The following is a 25,217-nucleotide window of genomic DNA, read 5'->3' as shown; positions in this document are numbered from 1 at the left end:
CTTATAGGCGAACTGAAGGCTTACGGGGAGGCCCCCGCGCCGGATTCCCGAAGAGCGTTACCGGTCACAGGCAGCCCCCGAGGAACGGCGCCGTCGCGCTCCCTTTCGTTTCCGCGACCTGGTACGGCGTGCCCGCAGCCACAACCCTGCCGCCGTGACGTCCGGCGCCCGGTCCCATGTCGATCACCCAGTCGCCCTGCGCGACGAGGCGCATGTCGTGCTCGGCGGTGACGACCGTATGACCGGCGTCCACCAGTTCCTGAAGATGCAAGACCAGCCTGTCCACATCGGAGGGATGCAGCCCCGTCGTCGGTTCATCGAGAATGTAGAGCGTATGAACGCGACGCTGTTTCTGAAGCTCGGTGGCGAGCTTGATGCGCTGGGCTTCGCCGCCGGAAAGCTCGGTCGCGGCCTGGCCAAGACGCAGATAGCCGAGACCGCCCTTGAGCAGGGTGGACAGCGCCGCCGCCGGTCCCGGAATATCGGCGAGGAAGGCGTGCGCCTCCTCGACATTCATGTCGAGGATGTCGGCGATGTTCCGGCCACGATAGAGCACCTCCAGCACTTCGGGACGATAGCGTCGGCCGTGACAGACCGGGCATGGCGCATAGACGCTGGGCAGAAACAGCAATTCCACCATGACCGATCCGGCGCCCTCGCAGGACGGACAGCGACCTTTGGGCATGTTGAACGAGAACCAGCCCGCATCGTAGCCGCGTTGTCTGGCCATGTCCGTCTGTGCGAACAGCCTGCGCACCATGTCGAACAGGCCGGTATAGGTCGCAAGATTGGAGCGGGGTGTCCGGCCGATGGGCTTCTGGTCGATCACCACCAGCCGTTTCACGATGTCGAGCCCCGAAACGACGCGGCCTTGCGGCGTGCCCTCTTCCCTGTCGGTGGCGTCCTCATCGCCGTCGTCTTCCGCCTCCGTCAGCTTCTGCCCGAGCGCCCCGGCGACGATGGAAGCCAGGACCTGACTGACGAGGGACGATTTGCCCGAGCCCGAAACGCCGGTGACGGATGTAAAGACGCCCAGCGGAAAGCGCACCTCCAGCCCATCGAGATTGTTCCACGTGATATCCGCCAGAGCCAGCCAGCCGATCGGTGCGCGAACGGACGTGCCGACAGGGCGCGTCACGGATTTGACGTCCTCGAACAGATAGGGACGGGTGCGCGAATTCTTCACATCGCGCAGGCCCTCGGGCTGCCCGGAATACAGGATCGTGCCGCCGTGCTCGCCCGCATCGGGACCGACATCGACGATCCATTCCGCCTGTCGGATGACGTCCAGATTGTGTTCGACCAGGAACAGGGAGTTCCCCGCGTCCCGCAGCCGGTCGAGCGCGCGGACCAGCGCCTGCGTGTCCACCGGGTGCAGCCCCGAAGATGGCTCGTCGAGGACATACACCACCCCGAACAGGTTGGAGCGGATCTGCGTGCCCAGACGCAGACGCTGGTATTCGCCCGGCGAGAGCGTCTGCACGCTCCTGTCCATTTGCAGATAGCCGAGGCCGAGATCGGTCAGCACGGCGATGCGTCCGATCATGTCCGCCACGATACGGCTGGCGGCGATGCTCCTGGCGTCCGTGCCGGTTCGGGGCGTGGCGGCGAGCGTGGTCTGGATGTCTTCGAGCGGAAGGGCCGTGAGGGCCGCGATGTTCAGCCCCCCGAAGGTGACGGCGAGCGCGGCGGCGTTGAGGCGGCTGCCGTGGCATTCCGGGCAGTCCGAAACGACCATGAAGGATTCCGCGCGCCTGCGCATTTTCGCGCTCTGGGAATTGGCGAAGCTGTTGAGAAGGTAGCGTCGCGTTCCGGTGAATGTGCCCTGATAGGACGGCTCGACGCCGCGGGCGATGGCGGCCTGAACCTGTGCATGCGTCAGGCCGGGATAGACCGGACAGGTGGGTGTTTCGTCGGTGAACAGGATCCAGTCCCGCGTCTTCTGAGGGAGATCCTTCCACGGACGATCGACGTCCACGCCCCTGGTGACGAGGATGTCTCGCATGTTCTGGCCCTGCCACGCTGTCGGCCACGCGGCGACGGCACGCTCGCGAATGGTGAGGTTCGGGTCCGGCACCATGGAGGCTTCCGTCACCTCATGGACGCGCCCGAGACCGTGACAGCGCGGACAGGCGCCCATCGGCGTGTTGGGCGAAAACGCTTCGGCTTCGAGGTGGGGCGCGCCGGGCGGGTAGGTTCCCGCGCGTGAATAGAGCATCCGCAGCAGGTTCGAGAGCGTGGTGATGCTGCCGACCGAGGAGCGCCCCGAACTGCCGCCGCGCTGCTGTTGCAGGGCCACGGCCGGTGGCAGGCCGTCCACGGTGTTCACGTCGGGCACGGGCATCTGCTGGAACAGGCGGCGCGCATAGGGTGATACGGATTCCAGATAGCGCCGCTGCGCCTCGGCATAGATCGTCCCGAAGGCGAGCGAGGATTTCCCCGAGCCGGAGACGCCGGTGAAGACGACGAGCCGGTCGCGCGGGACGTCCACATCCACGTCCTTGAGGTTGTGTTCCCGCGCGCCGCGAACGCGCACGAATCCGTCTTTGCGGCTCGGATCTGACGTCATGAGGCTGGTCCTTTCGCATGATCGCGCAGCGCGGCGAGTTTCGCCCGGAGCGCCGGGTTGCTGGCGTACAGATAGAGGCCATGCATGGGACGGGTCATGAGCACGTTGATCGCATTGAGCATGATCTCGCGTCGGATGCGTTCGGGCTGTGCGATCCCCTGCCGCCCCGCGAAAGCCGAACGGTCCTCGTAGCGGTCCGTATCGATGATGATCCGTTGGGAGGCGTCATCCCACAGGATGGAAGGGCCGAGAATGACACCGGCATAATTCAGATCGAAACCCTGCACGGTATAGACGGAGCCGACTTCATCGATCGTATCGGGTCGTTCGGCCCAGGGCAGGCGTTCTTCCGGCAGCGAACGGTCCCAGCGCAGATGGAAGCGTCCTTCCGTGATGAAATGATCCGCGCCATCGAGCGTGTAGGGATAATCGTAGGTCGAGAGCATCCGGCATAGCCCGTATTGCCGGTCATGCGCGCGGATGGCGTCGTACATCGTCTGCGCATCGTCGAAAATACGGAAATCGAAGGCCTGCCTTGCCGGAAGAGGCAGAAGCCTGCATTCGCGAAACGCATGAATCCAGGCCGTCACATCGGCCTTTGCCCGCATGCGGAACTGATCCGTCAGATGGACGTGTTCGACGTCGCATCCATGGAGAAGGCCGTCCAGGGCGGCGCGGTCCCAGTAACTCTTGAATTTCAGAACCTGATGCGGATCGAAGACGAGCACGACGACGCGGGCGAGCGCGAGGATTTCCTGAAGATGATTGTCCTGCGCGAAATGGTTGTAGCGATCGGCGCGCGTGAGAAGCAGATGGGCTTCGTCCACGAACACCACATCCGCCGTTTTCCCGGTTTTGCGGAAACTGTTGATGAAGGTCGTCGGGCGCGCGTAATCGGCTTTGCGGAGGCAAGGCAGCGTTTCGGCGACGCGCCTGTAGAACTTGATCATCTCGGGATGATTGACGACGAACAGATTTTTCGTGTTCCGCAATGCGTCCTGTCCGTCCTTTCCACGCGCGATCGTCTGGATGCGATCGAAGGCGGTGTTCATGACGAGACTCTTGCCCGTCCCCGCATCGCCTTCGACGACGAACACGCCGCGCGCACCGCTCAGGTGGCCGCGACAGAACGTCACGATACGTTCGACCAGCGCCTGCTGTGCGGGTGTCAGATCCTGTTGCGGTGAGAGGGCGAGCGGCGCGAAAACATTCATGCCTTTATGGAACGGATTTTGGCACTCAGTGCAATATCTCGACGCATGGTCGGATGCTGTGGGAGGCAGTCCGGAAACCGTCGTTTTCGGTGTCCATCAAGGCGGTCTGGGCCTTCGGGACAGCGTTTTGGGCTGTTGCCGACCGGCTCGGATCAGGGGACGATTCTGGTCTTTTGGTGCCAGATCGCCTATCCGAACCAGATGTCCATCTTCGTCAGGCTGGTGGACATGGCGCGGGATCGTCTCACCGGTTTGCTCGAACCCTGAGAAGAACATGGCTTTTCCGAAGGTCGGGAGGGCCGGACTGCCCGTGGTGATCGGGAGGGCCGTTATGATCAGCCGCATCACGGCGAAAGGTACGGTATGTCTCGTGCTTCTGGGTGTCGCACTATCGACGCCGATGGCATGGGCGGAAATTTCGCTTTTTGGCGCCTCGTCCGATGAGTGGTTGCGCGGCATCGTTTTCCAGGCCCAGCTCGACGGCGGCATCATGGCCAATCCCGCGCGTCCGACGAATGGGATCAATTTCGGTGATTTTCTGGGCGACCACGCAAACCAGGCCCAGTTGAATCAGGTGACCGTCAAAATAGAGCGCGCCATCGATCCCGCGAAACAGACCTATCAGATCGGGTTCACGCTTCAGGGACTCTACGGTTCGGATGCACGCTATTATCATCTGCTGGGGGTGTCCGACCGTCTCATCGATGCGCGCTATCAGCTTCTTCCGGAGCAGGTGCATGTCGATGCCCATCTGCCCTGGCTGACGAAAGGCGGCCTCGATATGCGGGCCGGAATCCTGCAATCCCCCATGGGTGTCGAAACCCTCGACCCGACGCAGCGGCCCTTCTACACCCTGGCCTACACCTCGCAGTATTCCGCGCCTTTCGAGCATCTGGGCGCCATGTTCGACTGGCATCTGACATCGATGTTCGATGTGACCTTCGGGGTCGATACCGGAAACCAGACGAGCTGGGGCCGCGCCGATAACAACAACGCCGCGGCCGGATATTTCGGCGTCAATGTCACGGGTCTTCTGGGGGGAAAGCTCAACATCATAGAGCTTTCACGTGTCGGCCCGGAGGATGCGCGCCGGTCTCTGGGCAAACGGGCGAATACGGCTGAGAGGTTCTGGAACGATCTTTCGCTTTATTACACCGTGAATGAACGTCTCTCCCTCACCGGTGAGTTCAATTATCTCCATGACGACGGATTGCGCGCCGAAACATACAGTTTCGTCAGTTTTCTCGCCTATAAGATATCGCCGACACTAACGTTCAATTATCGCGGGGAAATCTATCGCGATAATACCGGCCTGTTCGTCAGCAGTTTTCTGAGTGACCGGGCCTATATGCAGGCCTATCTCGGCGAGAGCGTTCCCGTCGAAACCGCTCCGCCGACGACCTATGGGGCGCTGACGCTTGGATTGACCTACCATCCCGATCTGGGCGGTGTTTTCCGCGTGTTCGAAATGCGTCCGGAAGTCCGTTTCGACCGTTCGCTGAATGGCACGCATCCGTTCAACACCAACCGGAATACAGGGATGTTCACGTTCGGTGGCGACATGGTGGTGGGGTTCTGAACCGGTCGTTGCGTCTGATCCGTGACCGTATCTTGCAAATTATGTCGGACGATCCCAGTTTGAGCGGGTCTCTGCTGTCATGAGACTTCTTAAGGATACGCTGCAATGTCGATCTCGATTCATCGCGCCGCACTGGTTGCCAGTGTCATGTCGGTCGCGGCTCTCGCAGCCCCTGCCATGGCCGAGCCGGGAGGCTGTCTGAAATATGGTGCGGTGGGCGCGGTCGGTGGTCATATGGTTCATCACGGCGTGGTGGGCGCGGCCGGCGGGTGCGTGACGGGTATGATGCGTCGCCACGAATATCGTAAGGGCGAGCGTGATAAGGCGGCGCTCTGGGACAAGGAACATCCGGCGGACCCCAATCAGAGCTGGCTCGAAAAGAAGCGCACCGCGCTGACATACGAGCAGAAGGCCACGTTATGGGATCACGAGCACCCTCCCGCGCCATCGGCGGGCACGACGCCTTCGGGAACGCCTTCCACCTCGTCGCCGCAATAAGCGGGTCCGGGCCGGGCGTGTCTTTCGGGGGCGTGCTCGGTCCTGTTTCCCGGACGTCCGTTTTTCAGAGGCAGTCCTGGATGTGAGCGTCCAGAAAATGCCGTAGGGCGTCGTCGCCGTCCTGCCGATAGGCGCTTTCGTAAAACCGCCAGTGTCCACCGAGCGAGGGATGCAGGTTGGCCGCGTCGAGCGCGCGGACCCCTTCCTCGAGCTTGCGCCGGAGTTGCTCGGTGGAGCGCATGGGCACGTGCAGCATGAAGAAGCCGAATTCGGACATGTTCCGTAGAACGGCAGGGCTCCTTCGAAATTCCTCGACAAAATGGTTGCCCATCGTCGGAAAAAGGCTCTCCCGCGTCCGCACAGCGACTTTTTCGACACTCACCTTCATCGACGGCCAGACGCTGAGATCGGTTTCGCCGAGGGTCGGACCGAATTGCGTGAGCGCCTGATGTCTCTGTGAATAAAGCGCCGTCTGGGCCCAGTTGAAGAGAAGAACGGAGGCGTCGCCATCCGCGAGAACATGGTTGAAGGCGGCAGCGGCCTCGTGACCCCGGCGGGTGCAGCAGGTGATGAATTCGTCGGCATCGACAAAGAACAGCCAGCGCAGGGGCGGTGACGAGACGCGAAAATACTGCTCCGCGAAAAGGGAGAGCGCGGCCATTTTCGCGGCCTGCTGGTAGGCGACCTCGAAGTCCGTGATGTGCAGGACGCCCGCATCAGGTCGCTCAAGCCGGAACCGGGTGATGATGTCGGCGGTGCGGTCGGTGCTGTTGTTGTCGAGCAGCAGGAAGCGGCGAAAGCCGAGATGGTAGTGATGCCGCAGATTGACGCCGATAATGTCGTCGACGTTCTTGACCAGCATCAGGATCGCGGCTTCCCGCAGACCGTCCACGACCACATTATCGTTGATGCACCAGGCATCGCTGGCCCGCAGGGTGTCGAAAGCGGTTCTGGCGGCCTCTTTGAACGAGGCCGGAGGCTCCAGCAGGTGCGGATGGGTTTCCGTCACGGCGTCCAGCCGCGCATGGCCTGGCGCGTGAGGGCTTCCAGAAGATCGATGGCGGCGGGAGAGGCATTCAGGCAGGGGACGAGGGCGAATTCCTCTCCGCCAGCCTTGATGAAACTCTCCCGGAGTTCGTTGCCGATTTCGTCGAGCGTTTCGATGCAGTCCGTCATGAAGCCGGGCGTGATGACGGCGATCTTCGTCACGCCCTGCGCCGGGAGCGCTTCGACAAAGGGAGCCGTGTAAGGCTGGATCCACTCGGTGGGCCCGAAACGGGACTGGTAGGTGAGCGGCATCTGCTCGTCGCTGAACGACAGCGCATCGCGCAGGGCCGAGATCGTCCTTTCGCAGTCGTCCGGGTAGTGGTCCCCCGCCTGGACATATTGCTTGGGCAGGCCGTGAAACGAGGCGATCACCCGTTGCGGTTTGAAGGACAGGCCAGCGAGCGTCTCCCGCACACTCGCCGCCAGACCCTGGATATAGAGCGGATGGTCGGGGAAAGGCGGGACGGTGTGGACGGCTGGCTGGCGACGCAGCTTCATCAGAGCGCGGAAAAGCTGGTCATTGGCGGTGGCCGTCGTCGTCGCGCTGTATTGCGGATAGAGAGGAAGGCTGACGATCCGATCGCATCCCTGATCCATCAGACTGCGAACGGCGTCCGTGACGGAGGGTTGGCCATAACGCATGGCGACGACGACCGGGGTCTCCGCGCCCAGCCGTTCGCGCAATCCGTCAGCCTCGGCCTCGGTATAGACCCTCAGTGGGCTCGCATTGTGTTTGCGATCCCAGATACGGGCATAGGCGGCACCACTGCGGCGGGGGCGGAAAGAGAGAACGGCGCCCTGAAGGATCGGCTGCCAGATGAGCGGATTGGCCTCGATCACCCTGAGATCGGAAAGGAATTCCTGAAGGTACCGGCGTACTGCGAAATAGCCTGTATCATCGGGTGTGCCGAGATTGAGCAGGATGATCCCGGTCCGCCCTGATGGCGGGACCGGAATGCTCGGAGCGCGATGAAAGAACGTCATCGCATGATGTTGCGCCAGATTGAGGCGCGAAGGAAGAACTGGCGCCTGGTCCGGCCCGAAATCTTCATTCGGCCCGTATCCGGGATGTCATCAGTCTCGCGGACGACGTCTGGAGCGCACGGGGATAGGTCGGAGCACGAGGCGTGCCGCATCGCGCGCTGCGAGGAAGCCAACCGCTACGAGAGCGACAGAACCGAGGGAAAAGACATCAAGCAGAGACATCGTCAGCTCCGATCAGTGCGTGGCACGATGCCGCGACACATGCGTTGTCCAATGTCATCTTGGCATAGTAGGCCGTCGCCGCAACAGTTTCCTTCACATAAAATGCCGAACATAACGACCTTGTAATAAGATTATCATGTTCAGCGCCTGTTTGCCGCGTTGTCAGTGCGATTTGGAAGGAATCAGGTCCATGGCGACCAGCGCCTCGGCGATCTGCACGGCGTTGAGGGCAGCCCCTTTGCGCAGGTTGTCGGAAACGCACCAGAGGCCAAGGCCATTCGGTACAGTCGGATCGATTCGCAGACGCGACACGTAGGTGTCATCCTCGCCCACGCATTCGATCGGCGTGACGTAACCGCCATCCTCGCGCTCGTCGCGCAGGATGACGCCATCGGCATTGCGCAGGGCATGGCGCGCCTTGGCGAGATCGACGGGTTCCTCGCACTCGATGCTGATCGCCTCGGAATGTCCGATGAAAACGGGAACGCGCACGCAGGTCGCGAAGACCTTGATGTCAGGATCGAGGATCTTGCGGGTCTCGACCGCCATCTTCCATTCTTCCTTCGTCGAACCGTCATCCATGAAGCGGTCGATCTGCGGAATCACGTTGAAGGCAATCTGCTTGGTGAATTGCGCGATGGTCGGCGGGTCGTTGACGAATGTGCCTTTCGTCTGGACGAAAAGCTCGTCCATGCCGTCCTTGCCTGCGCCGGAGACGGCCTGATAGGTCGAGACGACGACGCGCCTGATGGTGAAAAGATCGTGCAGCGGCTTGAGCGCGAGCACCATCTGGGCAGTCGAGCAATTGGGGTTGGCGATGATGTTGCGCTTCATTTTCTTGAGCGCGTTCGCGTTGACCTCGGGCACGACCAGAGGCACGTCGGGTTCCATACGGAAATGCGACGTGTTGTCGATGACGATGCACCCAGCCTTGGCCGCGCGCGGCGCGTGGATGGCCGATACGCTTCCACCAGGCGAAAACAGGGCGAGATCCCATCCCTTGAAATCAAAGGTCTCGAGGTTCTGGACTTTCAATACGGTCTTGTCGCCGAAGGAGATCTCCCGACCGGCAGAGCGCGGTGAAGCAAGGGCCACCACTTCAGAGACGGGGAAGTCCCGTTCCGCGAGGATGCGCAGCAGTTCGCGCCCCACTGCTCCCGTCGCACCGACGACGGCCACGCGATAACCCATCCGATTCATGTCCTGTTCCCAGTTCGAGGTCGCCCGGTTTGGGGGCGTATGCGCCGTCAGCCTGCCAGCGGAAGGCGCTTGATCAGGGCTGAAAGACGATGGCGCCGGAGTTCGTAGCGTGCCTTGGCGCTGGTGGCCATGTAATTCAACTGGATCGTGTAGCGCGGACCAACATACGGACGGTGTCCGTGCCACGTGGTCGGGCCGTTTGGAAAGACGAGGAGCGTTCCGTCGATCGGGGGGACCTCAACGGCATAGTCTTCCATGTCGTCGGGTCCGCGCAGCAGACGCAGGCAGCCGTCCTGTGCTTCCCATGAAGCGGTGCGCGGGTTGAGATAGAGCAGCACCGTGACCCGTTTGGCGTCTGAGTCGCAATGGATGCGGCCATCCTTTTCGCGTGTGCGACCCCGCATGGTCAGCATGGTCGGTGCATCGCTCAGGTCGAGGCCGAGCTTTTCCGCGATCAGGGCCTTGAGGCGCGGCCCCTGAAGCTCGCGGACGAGCGCTGCCGTGTCCGGGGCGAGACGCAGGGCTTCGGGAGGGTACGAACCGCCTGAACCGATGGGCGGCATTTCGGCAATCAGCTTGCGCAGATCGTCCTCGGCCACGAAATGGGGGACGGTGATATGCGTGAAGGGGTCCGTTGCCACCGGCGCGGCGGCAAGGGCTTCGTAGTGGAGCGTGATAGCCATGGCGCGACATTACTGCTGCGCCATGGCGGGAACAAGAAGGCTTTGCAGGCGGAATCAGGCGGAGGGCAGATGGGCGGTCCTGCGCCGACGCCACATGTTGCAGACCAGCATTCCGAGGATTCCCACGAGCATGCCGACCGGCGTCGAGAAGAGTTTACCGGGCGGCAGGAACGTCATGAGAGCAGCGGCACTGCCGCCGATGCTGAAGGCCATCGTGCCGAGCAGAGCGGATGCGGACGCCGCCTGATGTCCGTGATGCGTCATGGCCAGGACCATGGCGTTCGGGCCGATGAAGCCGAGCGTGAACGTCGTGGCGACGACGAGGGCGCAGAGCGGGAAGGGGTCGGCGGGTCCGACGAGGTCGCTCAGGCTGACGATCAGAAGGGACGCGCCGCAGAGGAGTGACGCGCCGATCCCGTATTCCATGATGCGGATATAGGACATGCGCTTGGCGATTCGGCTGTTGATCTGGGTCGCGGTGATGAAGCCACAGGCGTTGATGCCGAAAAAGACGGCGAAGGTGCTGGGGGAAAATTGCAACAACTGCTCGAAAAGCTGCGGGGCGTTCGACAGATAGGCGAACATGACGAATGTGCTGAAGCTCGACGTCAGGGCCGCAGTGATGAAAACCGGTTCGTGAACGAGGGACAGATAGCGCCGCAGAATCTCGATGGGCGGCAGGCGACGGCGATGCTCGGGCGCCAGCGTGTCGGGCATGATGGCCGCGCAGAACACCAGCATCAGGATCGCCGCGATCGCGCTGGTCCAGAAAATCAGCCGCCAGTTTCCAAAGTTCAGGAGAATGCTGCCCAGAGTCGGGGCCAGAATCGGCCCAACGCCGAACACCAGCGTGAGCTGTGACATCAGACGCACGGCCTCATGTCCGGTGGCGACGTCACGCACGATCGCGCGGGGCGCCACGGATGTGATGGCCCCCATGAGAGCAGCAAGAAAACGCAGCCAGCAGAACGCGTCATAATTTCGCGTCACAGCCAGGAGGGCGGAAGACAACGCGTAGCCCGCCAGTCCGATCAGTAAAGGGCCTCGTCGTCCGAAACGATCCGAAAGGGGACCGAGGCAGAACTGCCCGACGGCGAGTCCCACGAACCAGCTGGCGAGTGTCAGCTGTGCCGAGCCGGGTCCGTGTCCGAGGTCATGCTCCAGCTGCGGGAAGGCTGGCAGATACATATCCGTCGCCAGAGGTCCGATGGTGGATATGAGGCCCAGAAGGAGCACCTGCCCCCATGAGAGGCCCTGGGGGGAGGTATTTTGTTGCATGGAAGACACAATGAGAAAAATCCGAAACGGGAAGCAGCGAGCGTCGACCCAGCATGAAATCGACAGAAATGGCCGCATATCAACACGGTCCGCGCGCTGTCATAAGACTGTCATACTGCCGTCACGAAAGCTTCGCACTCCACAAATAGGAAACTTTGTAGGGACCGCTTCGACCCCAACCGCCATAGCGAGACGAAGCGCCCCATGCTCCCGAAGTTCCGAAAGAACTCGATTCTCCTTTGTTCCACCACGGCGATGGCGGCCGTGCTGTTCGCAGCACCCGCCCGCGCCGATGCGCTCAGCGACATGGAACGCCAGATCCATGCCATGCAGGCGCAGTTGGCGAAGATGAAGAAAGAACACGACGTCGAGATGAAGCGCATTCACACGCAGCTCGCCGAGCAGCGCGAAAGTGAAGAGCGGAATCCGTATGCCGCTCGTAACAATGCGCGCAATCATTCCTACACGATGCCGCCCCCGCTCGCGACGGCCAGCTCGTACGGCAACAGCACTCTCGATATGCCATCCGCGCCCGTTCGTTTGCCTGCGATCACGGCCAATACGCCTTACGCGCAACTGACGGGAACGCCCACAGGGAAGGTTCTCGATCTCTACGGTCCCCTGCATCGTGGCCAGATCCAGATCGGTGGCGTGCGCATTACGCTGGGCGGTTACCTGGAATCCGCCGGTATTTTCCGGAGTCGGAATAACGTCTCCGACATTTCATCGAATTTCGGCACCATTCCGTTTGCGAACAGCCCGAACTATCACATGAACGAATACCATCAGACGGAGCGTCAGAGCCGTCTGGCCGCGCTGGTCGAGGGTGACATCACCAAGACCCTCCGCGCTCAAGGGTATATCGAGACCGATTTTCAGGGAGCAGGGGCCTCCTCAAACTCCCGCCAGTCCAACAGTTACGTTCTGCGCTCCCGCGTATTTTACGGGCAGTTGATTGATGATGCCAACGATTGGACGGTTCTGGGTGGTCAGAACTGGTCGCTGGTCACACTCTACAACCACGGCCTCGCCGCGCGTGATGAGCAGGTGCCGCTCGTGATCGAAGCGCAATATGTGCCTGGTTTCAACTGGACCAGAAATACTCAGGTCCGTGTGGTCAAGGGCTTCGACCATGGCCATTACCATATCGCGGCATCGATCGAGAACCCGCAGCAGGTGATCGCGGCCGGGTCGGGAGGTGTCTATCTGCCGCCGGGCGCGAAGACCTCGACCTATCAGAATGCCGGCGTCAACGTGAACAATCCCTCGACGAATTATTCGACGGATGTCGCGCCGGACGTGATTGCGAAGTTCGCAGCGGACCCAGGCTGGGGCCATTACGAAGTCTATGGATTGCTCCGCTTTCCGCATAGTCGTGTGTCCTATGTCGGGTATGGCAGAAGCCACACGACGGTCGCTGGCGGCGTCGGCGGCGGCATGGTGCTGCCGCTCATCGATAAAAAACTGTATTTCCAGGCATCGGGACTGGTCGGCACGGGTGTCGGGCGGTACGGAAGCGCCAATATTCCGGATGTGACCATGGGCCCCAATGGTCAGATCCGCCCGGTCAACAACGCGAACGCTCTCGCCGGTATCTATGGAAATCCCAGCAAAAGCTGGCAGCTTTATGCCTATGGTGGCATGGAGATGGTCCGTAACCGCAGTTCGTTTGACGTAAACGGGAAGGCCTATGGCTACGGCAATCCGCTATATGAAGTGGGAGGCTGTGCGGTCGAGGAAAGCCCGCTGGCTTGTCAGGCGAGCGTCAACAAGGTCGTGCAGGGAACAACCGGTTTCTGGTGGACGGCTGAACATGGTGACTACGGGACCATCAAGGTGGGCGCCCAGTATTCCTACACCTATCTGACGTCGTTCAGCGGTGTGGGCGGCCACCCGCATACAGACGACAACATGGTCTTCTTCTCGCTGCGTTACATGCCCTTCCAGTAAGCCGTTACGACCGCGCCTGACTTCTCTCGCCCCGACCTCTGCGGTAGGTTGGGGCGATTGAGGTTGGGAAGGTAAAAAACTGATGCGTATCGCGATGATCGGCGGCGGTTACGTCGGGCTCGTTTCGGGAGCCTGCTTTGCCGAGTTCGGCTCTGATGTCGTTGTTGTCGAAGCCGATCCCGCCAAGCTCGAGATGCTGCGCGAAGGCCATATTCCGATCTATGAACCCGGTCTTGAGAAAATCGTCGACGGTAACGTTGCCGCCGGGCGACTGAGCTTCACAGACGATCTGGGCGCATCTCTCGACGATGTGGACGCCGTGTTCATCGCGGTGGGCACGCCGTCGCGGCGGGGCGGCGGTCATGCCGACCTGACCTATGTCTATGAAGCTGCCCGTCAGATTGCGCGGGCCGCGAAGTCCGATCTGGTGGTCGTGACGAAATCCACCGTTCCGGTCGGGACGGGACGGGAAGTGGCGCGCATCCTGGCCGAAGAGCGTCCCGATCGCACGTTTTCAGTCGCTTCCAATCCTGAATTTCTGCGCGAAGGGGATGCGATCGGCGATTTCATGCGTCCGGACCGTGTCATCATCGGCATTGACCGGACCGACCATGCGGCGGGCGTGCGCGCCGAAGAGGTCATGCGGGCCCTGTATCGCCCGCTCTATCGGATCGAAACGCCCGTCGTCATCACGGATCTCGAAACGGCGGAACTGACCAAATACGCGGCCAATGCCTTTCTGGCCATGAAGATCACCTTCATCAACGAGATGGCCGATATCTGTGAAAAAGTGGGCGCGAACGTCCATGATGTCGCCAAAGGCATGGGGCTGGACCAGCGGATCGGAAAATATTTCCTGCATCCGGGACCGGGTTACGGTGGTTCCTGTTTTCCCAAGGATACCCGTGCTCTCACCGCGATCGGTGAAGACGCCGGTGCGCCTTCGCAGCTGGTGGCGGCCACGGTGGCCGTCAACGAGGCGCGCAAGAAGGCCATGGCCGAGCGGATTATCGCTGAGGCCGGTGGCGATGTCAGCGGCAAGGTCATAGGCATCCTGGGCCTGACGTTCAAGCCTCAGACGGATGACATGCGGGAAGCTTCGTCGCTTCCCATTCTGGCCAGACTGAAGGATGCCGGGGCCGTTCTTCAGGCCTATGATCCCCAGGGCATGAATGCGGCCCGTTCCTTGCTGCCCGCAGAGGTGATCTACGCGCCGGATGCCCTGACGGCGATTACGGGCGCCGATGTGCTCGTCGTCCTGACGGAATGGTCGGAGTTCCGGGCGCTGTCGCCGAGCCGTCTTCGCGATCTGATGCGCGGCAAGATCATTGCCGATCTGCGCAATATCTGGGATCCGGCGGAAATGCGCGAGGCGGGCTTTGACTATCGTTCGATCGGACGCCCTTAAGAGCCGGATTGGCGCATTGTGTCATAATCTGTGGTGAATGCCTCAACATCCATGACGTGACACGCCATTTTTATCGCTGTGATTTCGTAATCGCGGGCAATATCCAGTTTGGCACGGTTTCTGCTCTAGAAGCCGCATGTCATTATTTTTCCTCCATCGTCGCGTTTTCGCGACTCAGCGATCGCCGGGCTTCCTTGTCCGCCAGGCCGTGCAGCCTCAGATGATGCCGGAACTGGTAGTAGGTCAGGCCGAGAGCTTCCGCCGCGCGGCGCTGGCTGAACTGGGCGTCGATCAGGGCGCGCGTCAGCAATTCGCGCTCGAAATTCCGGATGCGTGCGGTGAAGTCGCCGGCCTGTTCTCCGATGTCGGAGCTTCGGCTTCCGTTGTCGGACGCGACCGTCTCGGGCCCGGACATCGTCGTTTTTTCGGGCGTGGCGGCGGGAAGGGATGCGGGCGCGGGACCGTTCCAGCTCTGCGCCGTCGCGAAGGGATCGATGATGATCTCGTCAAGCGGTCTGTCGGCGCGTTCATGACGGTACACGCTGCGTTCGATGACATTGCGCAACTCACGGACGTTGCCGGGCCAGTCATAAGCCCTGAGGGCGTTCAGGGCTTCGTCCGTAAAGTCGGCGAACAGACGGCGTCCCAGACTTGCGGTCATGCGGGTCGCGAAATGCGTGGCCAGAAGTTCGATGTCGTCAGGACGTGCCCGCAGGGGCGGGATAGTGACGACGTCGAAAGCAAGGCGGTCGAGCAGATCGGCGCGAAACGCGCCGTTCCGGGCCATGGCAGGCAGATCGGCGTTGGTCGCGGCGACGACGCGCACGTCCACATGGATCGTTTCGTTGCCGCCGACACGTTCGAAGCTGCCGTATTCGATGACGCGCAGGAGCTTTTCCTGCACGGCCTGGGAGGCGGTGGCGATCTCGTCGAGGAAAAGCGTGCCGCCATTGGCGCGCTCGAATCGCGACAGGCGGCGTTTCTGTGCACCGGTGAACGCTCCGGCTTCGTGACCGAACAGTTCGCTGTCGAGCAGCGTATCGGGCAGGGCCGCGCAGTTGAGCTTGACCAGAGGGTGGTCCCAGCGTGGCGAGAGCATGGCCAGGCGGGCTGCGACGAGTTCCTTGCCTGTTCCGCGCTCGCCGATGACGAGCGCCGGACGGTCGAGCGGAGCGAGACGGGAGACATGATCGAGCATGGCGAGAAAGGCGGGAGCCTGACCGAGCGGTGTCGTCGTGTCTTCAGGTTTGGCGAAGGGCGCCATTTTTCAGCAGGCCTCGTCCGTTTGCGGTGGTCTCGACATGAGTTTCGCTCATGGTTTCACTGTCGAACCAGTTCAGCCGTAATTCACCGTGCTGACAAGAGCATCGGTTTTCTGCTTATCTCTGAAATATAAGGAAGGAACGTCATGGGTATCTTCTCCCGCCTCGCGGACATCGTGAACTCCAATCTCAATGCGATCCTGGCCAGCGCCGAGGACCCTGAGAAAATGATCCGCCTCGTCATCCAGGAAATGGAAGACACGCTGGTCGAAGTGCGGAGCCAGGCGGTCCGCATGATCGCCGAGCGCAAGATGCTGGAGCGTCGGGCGCGCGAGATGCTGCGTGACGAAGATGAGTGGCGTCGCAAGGCCGAGCTGGCTCTGACGCGCGACCGTGAAGACCTCGCCAAGGCGGCTCTGGCGGCGCGTGCGACGGTCGAGCAGTCCCGCACGGCGCTGGATGGCCAGATCCTGCTGGTGACCGAAAGCCTCGATCAGCAGCATGACGATATCGCCAAGCTGCAGGCGAAGCTCGCGGATGCGAAATCACGTGAAAAATCGCTTTCCCTGCGTCATAAGGCGGCGCAGAACAAGTTGCGCACGCGTGAAGCGCTGTATGATCCGCGGGTCGAAAACGCCTTCAACCGTTTTGAACAGGTCGAACGCGCGCTGGACGAACTGGAAGGCAAGTCCGAGGTTTATGATTTCGGGCGCGTGGGAGGCCCGGGGCGTCGTCAGCCGACGTTGCAGGAAGAACTGGCCAGTCTCGAGACGGATGTTGCCGTCGAGAACGAACTGGCCGAACTGAAGAACCGCATGAAGGTACGCCAGTCCGGTCCGGATGCGTCGTAGGCGGCTGCGGACAGGAACATTGGGTTAGGGACTGGGCGTCATGGATATTACCGGGCTTGCGGCGGTCACGATGCCGTTCATCATGGTGATGTATATCGTCTCCGTAAGGACGCGTACCAAACGCGAGCTTATGAACGGGCAGAGTGCGATGAGCGCGGCCAGCCAGGGCGCGCTCGATCAGGCGCAGGTCCAGGCTCGACGGTTGGAGGAGCGGATTGACCATCTCGAGCGCATTCTCGACGAGGATGCGCCGGGCTGGCGTTCGCGTGTGGCCGGATAAGGTAGCAGATCATGGGACGAAGGATCGCGCGTGGCCTTGCTGGCGCGCTCGCCATAGCGGGAATGTTCCCGATGACGGTCATGGCGGAAGCGCCGGGCCACGACGGGGGGAAAAACCGCATCGCGGTCGAGGAGCTGGAACTTCAGACGCCCTGCATCGGTCGTGTCCAGATCGAGGTCGATGACGGGCTGCATGACGGCGTTTCGTTCGACGCTTCGGACGCCGGCTCGGCGCATGCGACGATCCAGATGAAAAAAGATCAGGGCGACAGCAAGGTCGTGATCGCGACCAAGGCATGCGCGCCCCGTGCCGTCCTGACCGTGACCGTTGCGTCGACTGTCAGCGTCTCGATCCATAACAGCCAGGGCACGCATTTCGTCGCTCGGGGCCAGATGGCGTCGCTGGAAGCCAGCCTTGAGGACGGAGCGTTTGATGCGAGCGTCCTCTCGACGGCGGATCTCAATCTGCGGGGCGATGTGCGTGTGCATGTCGGCGTGTTGCAGCGTGCCGCGCAGATCATGGCCAGCGAGAATGCCAGCGTGCTGGTGGACCGCGCGGATCTTGATGCGTTTTCGGCCCAGATGGCGGATGCGAGCAGTCTTCGGATCGAGGATGGACGGATCGACGCGTTGACGCTCGTGACGGGCGGCAATGCGAACGTGGCGATCGGTGGTCGCCTGACGACGGCTGCCGTCACCGCTGCCGGCACCGGACAGGTTCTCATTCCGGCCCCCAGCGGCCCCTTGACCCGCAACGGGACGGGTGCGGTGGTGACGGGACCGCTTCCCAAGCCGCCGGTGGCGGCATCGGCCGTTTCCACGCCGCCACCGTCCACATCGACCGCGACCAAATCGTCGCCGCCCGCTCCGGCCCCGTCAGCCGAGTCTTCTCCGCCAACCTCGTCCCCGCAGGCTCCGGTTCCGACGCCCCCGGCTGTGCAGGCACCGGTTGCAAAGGCACCGGTCGCACAGGTGCCGACCGCTCCGACGGCACAGGCCCCAATAGTGCAGACCCCAACTGCGCAGACACCGGCCTCACAGGCGCCGGCCGCACAAACGCCGTCTCCGCCAAAGGCAGCGGAGCCCGCCACGTCCCAGACTGGTAGCGAGGGGGCTGCGCCCGCTTCCGTGGCAACACCCGCTCAACAACCGATATCGCCGCCAAAAGGGAGTGCCGGAGCGACGGATGATCCGGCTGACGTCTCTGTGCCGCCGGCGCAATCGCAGACCGGGGGAGCTCCGGCGACGCCTGCCGTCGTTCCGACGCCGGACACGCCCAAGGCGTCCACGCCCCCGAGCAAGGCCGCCAACGAGAACGACGCCGCGACCGCGAAGCCGCAGGCAACGCCGACCAAGAGCAGCGACGATTCCAGAAGGAGTGAGGGTCAATGAATCGTCGCGCGATGAATCCATCACGACACAGATCCCCCCTTGCCGTGCTCCTCGCTGTGACGGCTTTCGGTGCCGTGACCCTGGCGGCGGCTCCGGCATCGGCGCGTGATACGGCCATGGGCGTGCTTTCCACGGCGAAACATCGCTTTTATGTGCGGCAGACCTGTCTGGACAGCCTGCATATCCGTGCCGGGGTCACCTCCGGCGCCGGGGAGGCCTCGACGGTTCCGGACGGGATCTCGTTTCGTTCCAATGGAACGGAAGCCGTGCTGGAAGGCCGTTCCTGCTCGGGCATGATGACCGTGCAGATCGGCCCCGATACGGCCGTCATCCTTTCACCAAGCGATACGAATGTATCGGTCGATAGTTTTCTGGCGCCTGTCGTCGCACGGACGGGTGATGGAAACCTGACTATCAGCCATGCGTCCGCGCTCGTGCTACAGGCTTCGGGGGACGGCAACGTTTCGGTCGGGACGCTGACGGGGCCGGCTGAGATCGTCAGCAACGGGAGCGGCTCTCTTCATATTGGGACGGCGGCATCTCCCGAAATGAATGTCCTGCTGGGCGACTCTTCGGACCTGACAGTCGGTGGCGGTTTTGTCGGCTCGCTGGCCATTCTCGATACGGGATCGGGGGATGTCCGGATGCACGGCGTCACCGGCGATGCCTATCTGGCAGCGCTCGGGAGCGGCAGTATCCGCACCAGCATGGTGACAGGGAACGTTCAGCGTCGTTCGGGCGGCATGGGAAGCGTGGCGGTCGGCCATGCCAATGGTTCGGTTTTCGCGTCCCAGGATGTTTTCGGCAAGGGCGGCGTGTCTCTGGCGGATGGTACGGCTCTGACGCCGGACGCGATCCGCACGGCAAACGGCACTGTCATCGGCACGTCCGGGATCAGCGGCACCTGGGCGGAGCTTCTGACCCCGCACCTGGATACGATCGCCGCGCCGGAGCCTCCCACTCCGCCGACGCCGCCGTCGGCCCCCACCGTGGTCCATGAGGAAAACGACGATTCGAGTGTCGATATCACGACGGACGGCTCTCATGTGACCGTGCGCCGGGGGCGCGTGCATCATCACGATGACGGGCTTTCCGGCAGCTTCGTGTTGTTGATGATCCTGCTGGGGCTGACGGTGATGTTCCGTCGGCGGATTTTCCCGCCTCTGGTTCGCTGGCTCGAACAGCGCGGCTACACGGCCGAGCGCGCGCCGTTGCTTCTTCAGCCGTTCTTTCGGCCGCCGCCTGTGGTCGAGATGGAAGTCACGGATCCACGTGTGCTGGCACTGCGCGAGCGCCTGCACGGCATGGAGCCGCGACTGGCGAAACTGGAGGGGTTCGTGACGTCGCGCGACTTCCATCTCTACCGGCAGTTTCGCGATCTCGATCGTGATTCGGCATAGGACGGCGGTCCCTGCTTTGACGTGAGGGGCGCGGCGCGCTACGGCTTGATCATGCTTTCCCATCGCGACGCGCGCCCCACGTGAATTTCGTTCTCGAACCGATCGCGGCGGTCGGCCGTGCAACCCTCGCCTTGATCCGCAAGGCCGGGGCGATGTCGCTGTTCGGCATGGCGGCGCTCTCTCATCTGGTGAGGCCGCCTTTCTACTGGCGCGTGTTTTTCACCAGTCTGATCGAGATTGCCTATTTCTCCCTGCCGGTGGTCGCGCTCACCGCGATCTTCTCCGGCGGCGTGATCGCCCTTCAGTCCTATACCGGGTTTTCGCAATATCACGCGCAAAGCGCGATCGCTTCGATCGTCGTGCTGGCCGTCGTGCGGGAACTCGGACCCGTACTCGCCGGGCTGATGGTGGCGGGGCGTGTCGGCGCGGCCATGGCGGCCGAGATCGGGACGATGCGCGTCACCGATCAGGTCGATGCGCTCTGGACCCTTTCAACCGATCCGATGAAATATCTCGTGGCGCCGAGACTTCTGGCCGGAACGCTGGCGCTGCCGTTTCTGGTGCTGATCGCCGATATTCTGGGCGTGATGGGCGGTTTCGCGGTATCGACCAGCAAGCTCGGATTCGCGCCGGACGCCTATATCATCAACACTCTGGCGGCCGTGAAGCCGATGGACGTGATTGTCGGACTGGTGAAGGCGGCGGTTTTCGGTTTCCTGATCGCGTTGATGGGCTGCTATCATGGCTATACGAGCCGGGGAGGTGCGGAAGGCGTTGGATCGGCCACGACATCGGCGGTCGTCGGCGCGTCCATTCTGCTGCTCGCTTTTGATTACCTGCTGACGGATCTGTTCTTCGCGCAATGACCTCACAGCCGAAAATCCGCATCCGTGGCCTCAAGAAGGCGTTCGGCGACAAGAAGGTTCTCGACGGAGTCGACCTCGACGTCGAAGCGGGCACGTCTTTCGTCATCATCGGCGGCTCGGGCACCGGCAAATCCGTCCTTCTGCGCTGTATTCTCGGCCTGATCGCGCCGGATGAGGGCCGCATCGAGATCGATGGCGAAGACATGGTGACGGCCGCGCCGCGCCGCCGGGAGGAACTCGTCCAGCAGATCGGCATGCTGTTTCAGAACGGGGCGCTGTTCGACAGCATGAGCGTGGCGGACAACATCGCGTTCGGTCTGCGCGCCAAGGGGCGTGCGAAAGCGGATGCGAAACGCGTGAGCTGGAGCGCGGCCCGGCTTGCCGCGGGCGACATTCTCAAACAGGTGGGGCTGGACCCCTCCGTGGGGGCATTGTCACCGTCCGAGCTTTCGGGCGGGATGCAGAAGCGCGTCGGTCTGGCGCGCGCCATTGCCGGAACGCCGGACATCATGTTTTTCGACGAGCCGACCACCGGGCTGGACCCGATCATGGGGGCGGTGATCGACGGGCTGATCGTCGATTGCGTCAAGCGACTGGGTTGCACGGCGATTGCGATCACGCATGACATGGCCTCGGCCCAGCGGATCGGGGACAAGGCGGCCATGCTCTATCAGGGCAGGCTCGTCTGGCAGGGTCTGGCGGCGGATCTGATGAACAGCGGCGATCCGCTGGTCGACCAGTTCACCCACGGGCGCCGCGAAGGCCCGATCACGATGGAACTGCGCCGGTAAGGCCGGTGCCGGAAGGGCCTCCCGGCGACGCCTGTCTGGTTCGTCACCGGTGACTTCTCCGCCCGAAGAGTTCTTGTTTTGTTTGCATCGATGGGCCATCTTCTGAATTCGGCAGGCGGCCAGCCGCCCGATGCCCACATCCAGCGCGCAGGATCGATCTTTCGTGGCCAAACGCCCTTCCGCCCAGTTCGTCTGCCAGTCCTGTGGCGCCGTTCATACCAAATGGGCGGGGCGCTGCGACGCATGCGGTGAGTGGAACACACTCGTCGAGGAGAGCGTGGAGCCGACGCAGAGAGCCGCGCCGGGCAAGACGCGCAAAAGGGCAGGACGGCTTAACGTCGTGCATCTTGACGGGCAGATGTCGCCGCCGCCGCGCATTTCCACGACGATCGCGGAATTCGATCGGGTCCTGGGTGGCGGGCTGGTACCCGCCTCGGTGGTGCTGGTGGGGGGCGATCCCGGCATCGGAAAATCCACGCTCATGCTTCAGGCAACCTGCGCCCTGGCGCGTGCGGGGCAGAATGTCCTGTATGTTTCGGGGGAAGAGGCCATCGACCAGGTGCGGCTCCGTGCCCGCCGCCTGGAGCTTGCCGCGCCGACACTTGACCTGGCGGCGAGCATCAATGTTGGCGATATCGCCGCCAGTCTCGAGCAGGAACGCGGACATACGGTGGTCGTCATCGACTCGATCCAGACCATGTGGCTCGAAAGCGTCGAAAGCGCGCCGGGCTCGGTTTCGCAGGTCCGGGCGTGCGCTTTCGAACTGATCCGTCTGGCCAAGACCATCGGGTTTTCGCTGATCCTGATTGGCCATGTTACCAAGGAAGGCACGCTGGCCGGGCCGCGTGTTCTGGAACACATGGTCGATGCCGTCATGTCGTTCGAGGGCGATCGCGGGCATCAGTTCCGCATTCTTCGTGCCGCGAAAAACCGTTTCGGCGCGACGGACGAAATCGGCGTCTTCGCCATGACGGATACCGGGTTGCGCGAGGTGGCCAATCCGTCGGCGCTGTTCCTGGCCGAGCGGCGGGGCAACATCGCCGGGTCGGCGGTCTTCGCGGGGCTCGAAGGAACGCGTCCCGTCCTGCTGGAAATCCAGGCCCTGCTCTCGCCCAAGGCGGGTGACGGCGCACCGCGCCGGGCCGTCATCGGCTGGGAGACGGCCCGGCTGAACATGTTGCTGGCCGTGCTGGAATCGCGGTGCGGTCTGAAGCTGAGCAGTATGGATGTCTATCTCAACATCGCGGGTGGCCTGCGGGTCAACGAACCGGCGGCCGATCTGGCGGTGGCGGCGGCCCTGATTTCGGCGGCGACCGGCACGCCGACGGCGGCGGATGCGGCCTATTTCGGCGAGGTGGGGCTGTCAGGCGAGGTGCGACAGGTCGCGCAGTCGGACCTGCGGCTGAAGGAGGCCCGCAAGCTGGGTTTCGAGCACGCCATTCTGCCCCGCCGCGTCGTGTCCGGTTCCGCGCGTGCGAGGCCGCCGGAGGGGCTGCGTCTCGGGGAAATCGGGCATCTGAACGATCTCGTCGAGATGTTCACGACCAGGGCTCCGGCGGAGACCTGATTTCCCGTTATGGCGCGCACGCTGACCGGACCCGCGACGCTCGATCTGATCGTCAGAAAAAGCCTCTTTCGCGCCCAGGCGGCCCCGGTCGGCGGCGAAGAGGAGGCCATCGCGTTTTTCGACGCGGTGAAAGCGCCGGACGCCACCCATAACTGCTGGGCATGGCGTATCGGGGCGCGGTATCGCAGCAGCGACGATGGCGAACCGGGCGGGACGGCGGGACGGCCGATCCTTCAGGCCATCGAAATGCAGGAATTTGACGGCGTCATGGTCGTCGTCACGCGCTGGTTCGGCGGCATCAAGCTGGGGGCGGGCGGGCTCGTGCGGGCTTATGGCGGGGCGGCGGCGTCGTGTCTGCGGGAAGCGGAATCCGTGCCCATCGTGCCGATGGCGACGATCCGCCTCCATTGCCCGTTTGCTCTTCTGGCCATCGTCCAGTCGCGGTTCGAGGGCTGGAACGCGCGACAGCTTGCCTGTGATTTCGATGCGGAAGGCGCATGGATCGATCTCGCCGTCCCGCAGGAGGCGATCGGCGAACCGCTGCGGGTTTTGCGGGATCTGACCCGGGGGCAGTCCTCCATCGAAGTTCTCGATCCGCTCCCGTGAAGAGAGGCGGTCATGCCGGTGGGGGAGGCATGAAATGACGGCGGCGACAGACTGCGCTATATGGCACGGATGATCGACCAATCCATCCCATCCTCCGTCCGCCCCACTGAACCGCCGCTCAGGACCAGAGCCGAGCGCCAGGCATCTGGCGTTCATTTGAGAAAGAAGACGCGGCGCGGATGTCACAGTGAATGGAGTCCGCCGAAGGATCGGGCGGACCCGGTGTCCATTCTGGTCGCGCAGGGCGAGCGCCGCATTCCGGATCTTCTTCCCATTCGTTACGGACGCATGAGCGCCTCCCCGTTTGCCTTTCTGCGCGGGGCTGCGGCGGTGATGGCGGCTGATCTCGCGACGACGCCTGTCGCGGGTCCACGCGTTCAGAGCTGTGGGGACTGTCATCTGGCGAATTTCGGGAGCTATGCGTCCCCCGAGGGCCTGCCCGTTTTCGATATCAATGATTTCGACGAGACGCTTCCCGCGCCCTTCGAGTGGGACATCAAAAGACTGGGGACGTCGCTGGTTCTGGCAGGGCGCGAGGGCGGCATGTCGGACAAGGCGGCCCGCAGGCTGGCGGTAACGATGGCCTTGGCCTATGCGGGCGAGATGAACCGGCTTGAGAGCATGACGCCGCTGGAGATATGGTCCAATCGGATCGACCTCGCGGCGGCGATCGAGGGGTTTTCGGACAAGAACGTCCGATCCCGGGCCAAGACCCAGCTCGCGGACCGGCTGGAGAGCGCCAGCAACCATTTCGGTCTGGTGGCCGATGATCGCGGCGCGCCCTCCCTGCGGGAGCGCCCCCCTCTGGTGATGCGGCTCCCGCATCACGAGGACACCATCCGGCAGGCTTTTGCGCGCTATGTGGCGACGCAGCCGCCGGAGCGCAGCATCCTGCTCGATCGCTACAGATTACGCGATATCGTCTTCAAGGTTGTCGGCGTCGGCAGTGTCGGCACGTTCTGCGCGATCGGACTGTTCGCGACGGCCGATGGCGAGACCCTGCTATTGCAGATCAAGGAGGCCCAGCGTTCCGTCATGGCGCCGTTCGCCGGTGAAGCGCCGTTCCATAATCAGGGCGAACGCGTGGTGGTGGGACAGCGGATCATGCAGGCGGCGTCCGACGCTTTTCTGGGATGGACCCATAGTCCGGAGGACGGCGCCGATCCTCGAACCCAGACCCTGTCCGGGGCGGGACGACAGTTTTACGTGCGGCGCGTGAAGGATGCGCGGCTGGCGGCGATCGGTTCGGATGTGGCGCAGGAAGGACTGGCGGATTACGCGCTGCTGTGCGGGCGGACGCTGGCGCGCGCCCATGCGCGCTCTGGCGATGTTGCGATCATCGGCGGCTATGTCGGCAACGGAAAGGCGTTCTGCGACGCGATCGGCAGCTTTTCCATGCTGTACGCGGATCAGACCCGGACGGACTGGAACCACTTCAGGGACGCGATCAAGGCCGGTCGTCTTGCCGCCGTCACGCCGAAACAAGCAGGATAGTCGGAAGGCCGCGTCCTTGATCATGAAACCGGTTAATTCGACAGGTGATGGTCCGGCATGACGGACAACGTCTTTTT

The 25,217-nt window shown here is 62.8% G+C and carries 22 protein-coding genes; 13 read left to right on the top strand and 9 right to left on the bottom strand.

The genetic code is table 11. The features are described from left to right. Positions 1-64: 64 nt before the first annotated feature. Positions 65-2,569, bottom strand: a complete 2,505-nt coding sequence (locus tag PWM43_RS12830) for an excinuclease ABC subunit UvrA (protein WP_289842916.1) — start codon at positions 2,567-2,569, stop codon at positions 65-67. Then, a complete protein-coding gene (locus tag PWM43_RS12825) occupies positions 2,566-3,783 on the bottom strand; it encodes a DUF2075 domain-containing protein (protein ID WP_289842915.1) in 1,218 nt (405 codons plus the stop codon). Before PWM43_RS12825 ends, PWM43_RS12830 begins: the two co-directional genes overlap by 4 nt. 334 nt (positions 3,784-4,117) lie before the next feature. Here PWM43_RS12825 and PWM43_RS12820 point away from each other — a divergent pair, with 334 nt between their 5' ends. Further along, positions 4,118-5,362 carry an outer membrane beta-barrel protein gene (locus tag PWM43_RS12820; RefSeq protein ID WP_394356080.1) on the top strand — a complete coding sequence of 415 codons (1,245 nt, stop codon included), beginning with the start codon at positions 4,118-4,120 and terminating at the stop codon, positions 5,360-5,362. 105 nt (positions 5,363-5,467) lie between these two features. Next, positions 5,468-5,860 (top strand): hypothetical protein, encoded by a 393-nt coding sequence (locus tag PWM43_RS12815; RefSeq protein ID WP_289842913.1) that lies wholly within the window; start codon positions 5,468-5,470, stop codon positions 5,858-5,860. 64 nt (positions 5,861-5,924) lie between these two features. Here PWM43_RS12815 and PWM43_RS12810 read toward each other — a convergent pair whose 3' ends face one another. The 6 genes from PWM43_RS12810 to PWM43_RS12785 all read right to left on the bottom strand — a co-directional run bounded on the left by PWM43_RS12810 (position 5,925) and on the right by PWM43_RS12785 (position 11,274). Further along, positions 5,925-6,869 (bottom strand): glycosyltransferase family 2 protein, encoded by a 945-nt coding sequence (locus PWM43_RS12810; RefSeq protein WP_289842912.1) that lies wholly within the window; start codon positions 6,867-6,869, stop codon positions 5,925-5,927. After that, positions 6,866-7,891 carry a ferrochelatase gene (hemH, locus tag PWM43_RS12805; RefSeq protein ID WP_289842911.1) on the bottom strand — a complete coding sequence of 342 codons (1,026 nt, stop codon included), beginning with the start codon at positions 7,889-7,891 and terminating at the stop codon, positions 6,866-6,868. The genes PWM43_RS12810 and hemH overlap by 4 nt, the downstream gene beginning before the upstream one ends. Before the next feature lie 90 nt (positions 7,892-7,981). Further along, positions 7,982-8,113 carry a hypothetical protein gene (locus tag PWM43_RS12800; protein ID WP_289842910.1) on the bottom strand — a complete coding sequence of 44 codons (132 nt, stop codon included), beginning with the start codon at positions 8,111-8,113 and terminating at the stop codon, positions 7,982-7,984. A 162-nt stretch (positions 8,114-8,275) separates the two neighbouring features. After that, complete coding sequence (locus PWM43_RS12795; RefSeq protein ID WP_289842939.1) at positions 8,276-9,304, bottom strand: aspartate-semialdehyde dehydrogenase; 1,029 nt, start codon at positions 9,302-9,304, stop codon at positions 8,276-8,278. Positions 9,305-9,360: 56 nt separating this feature from the next. Further along, complete coding sequence (locus tag PWM43_RS12790; RefSeq protein ID WP_289842909.1) at positions 9,361-9,996, bottom strand: 2OG-Fe(II) oxygenase family protein; 636 nt, start codon at positions 9,994-9,996, stop codon at positions 9,361-9,363. Between the two features lie 54 nt (positions 9,997-10,050). After that, the gene (locus PWM43_RS12785; RefSeq protein WP_289842908.1) at positions 10,051-11,274 is read right to left on the bottom strand and encodes a multidrug effflux MFS transporter; all 1,224 of its coding nucleotides are present in this window, start codon (positions 11,272-11,274) and stop codon (positions 10,051-10,053) included. 204 nt (positions 11,275-11,478) lie between these two features. Here PWM43_RS12785 and PWM43_RS12780 point away from each other — a divergent pair, with 204 nt between their 5' ends. Further along, positions 11,479-13,224 carry a hypothetical protein gene (locus PWM43_RS12780; protein ID WP_289842907.1) on the top strand — a complete coding sequence of 582 codons (1,746 nt, stop codon included), beginning with the start codon at positions 11,479-11,481 and terminating at the stop codon, positions 13,222-13,224. A gap of 82 nt (positions 13,225-13,306) precedes the next feature. Next, positions 13,307-14,632 carry a UDP-glucose dehydrogenase family protein gene (locus tag PWM43_RS12775; protein WP_289842906.1) on the top strand — a complete coding sequence of 442 codons (1,326 nt, stop codon included), beginning with the start codon at positions 13,307-13,309 and terminating at the stop codon, positions 14,630-14,632. Positions 14,633-14,774: 142 nt separating this feature from the next. Here the strand turns inward: PWM43_RS12775 and pspF are convergent, their stop codons facing one another. Next, on the bottom strand, positions 14,775-15,896 hold the full coding sequence (gene pspF / locus PWM43_RS12770; protein WP_289842905.1) for a phage shock protein operon transcriptional activator: 1,122 nt from the start codon (positions 15,894-15,896) through the stop codon (positions 14,775-14,777). A 144-nt stretch (positions 15,897-16,040) separates the two neighbouring features. On the opposite strand from pspF, the gene pspA reads away from it, so the two are divergent. From pspA to PWM43_RS12725, 9 genes are all read left to right on the top strand, one after another. Then, positions 16,041-16,745 (top strand): phage shock protein PspA, encoded by a 705-nt coding sequence (gene pspA / locus PWM43_RS12765; RefSeq protein ID WP_289842904.1) that lies wholly within the window; start codon positions 16,041-16,043, stop codon positions 16,743-16,745. Positions 16,746-16,785: 40 nt separating this feature from the next. Then, entirely contained in the window at positions 16,786-17,025 is a 240-nt protein-coding gene (locus tag PWM43_RS12760) for an envelope stress response membrane protein PspB (protein ID WP_289842903.1), read from the top strand. Positions 17,026-17,036: 11 nt separating this feature from the next. After that, the gene (locus tag PWM43_RS12755; RefSeq protein ID WP_289842902.1) at positions 17,037-18,416 is read left to right on the top strand and encodes a hypothetical protein; all 1,380 of its coding nucleotides are present in this window, start codon (positions 17,037-17,039) and stop codon (positions 18,414-18,416) included. Beyond that, positions 18,413-19,816 (top strand): DUF4097 family beta strand repeat-containing protein, encoded by a 1,404-nt coding sequence (locus PWM43_RS12750; protein WP_289842901.1) that lies wholly within the window; start codon positions 18,413-18,415, stop codon positions 19,814-19,816. Before PWM43_RS12755 ends, PWM43_RS12750 begins: the two co-directional genes overlap by 4 nt. An 80-nt stretch (positions 19,817-19,896) precedes the next feature. Next, on the top strand, positions 19,897-20,682 hold the full coding sequence (locus tag PWM43_RS12745; RefSeq protein WP_289842900.1) for an MlaE family ABC transporter permease: 786 nt from the start codon (positions 19,897-19,899) through the stop codon (positions 20,680-20,682). Continuing rightward, entirely contained in the window at positions 20,679-21,473 is a 795-nt protein-coding gene (locus PWM43_RS12740; RefSeq protein ID WP_289842899.1) for an ABC transporter ATP-binding protein, read from the top strand. Before PWM43_RS12745 ends, PWM43_RS12740 begins: the two co-directional genes overlap by 4 nt. Before the next feature lie 163 nt (positions 21,474-21,636). Further along, positions 21,637-23,040 (top strand): DNA repair protein RadA, encoded by a 1,404-nt coding sequence (gene radA / locus PWM43_RS12735; protein ID WP_289842898.1) that lies wholly within the window; start codon positions 21,637-21,639, stop codon positions 23,038-23,040. A gap of 9 nt (positions 23,041-23,049) precedes the next feature. Then, entirely contained in the window at positions 23,050-23,646 is a 597-nt protein-coding gene (locus PWM43_RS12730) for an IMPACT family protein (protein ID WP_289842897.1), read from the top strand. Between the two features lie 69 nt (positions 23,647-23,715). Next, the gene (locus tag PWM43_RS12725; RefSeq protein WP_289842938.1) at positions 23,716-25,140 is read left to right on the top strand and encodes a DUF2252 domain-containing protein; all 1,425 of its coding nucleotides are present in this window, start codon (positions 23,716-23,718) and stop codon (positions 25,138-25,140) included. Positions 25,141-25,217 lie beyond the last annotated feature (77 nt).

Source organism: Brytella acorum (genome assembly GCF_029309905.1).
Classification (GTDB): domain Bacteria; phylum Pseudomonadota; class Alphaproteobacteria; order Acetobacterales; family Acetobacteraceae; genus Brytella; species Brytella acorum.
The sequence above is the reverse complement of the archived record's forward strand: the minus strand, read 5'-3'. Positions and strand labels throughout refer to the sequence as shown.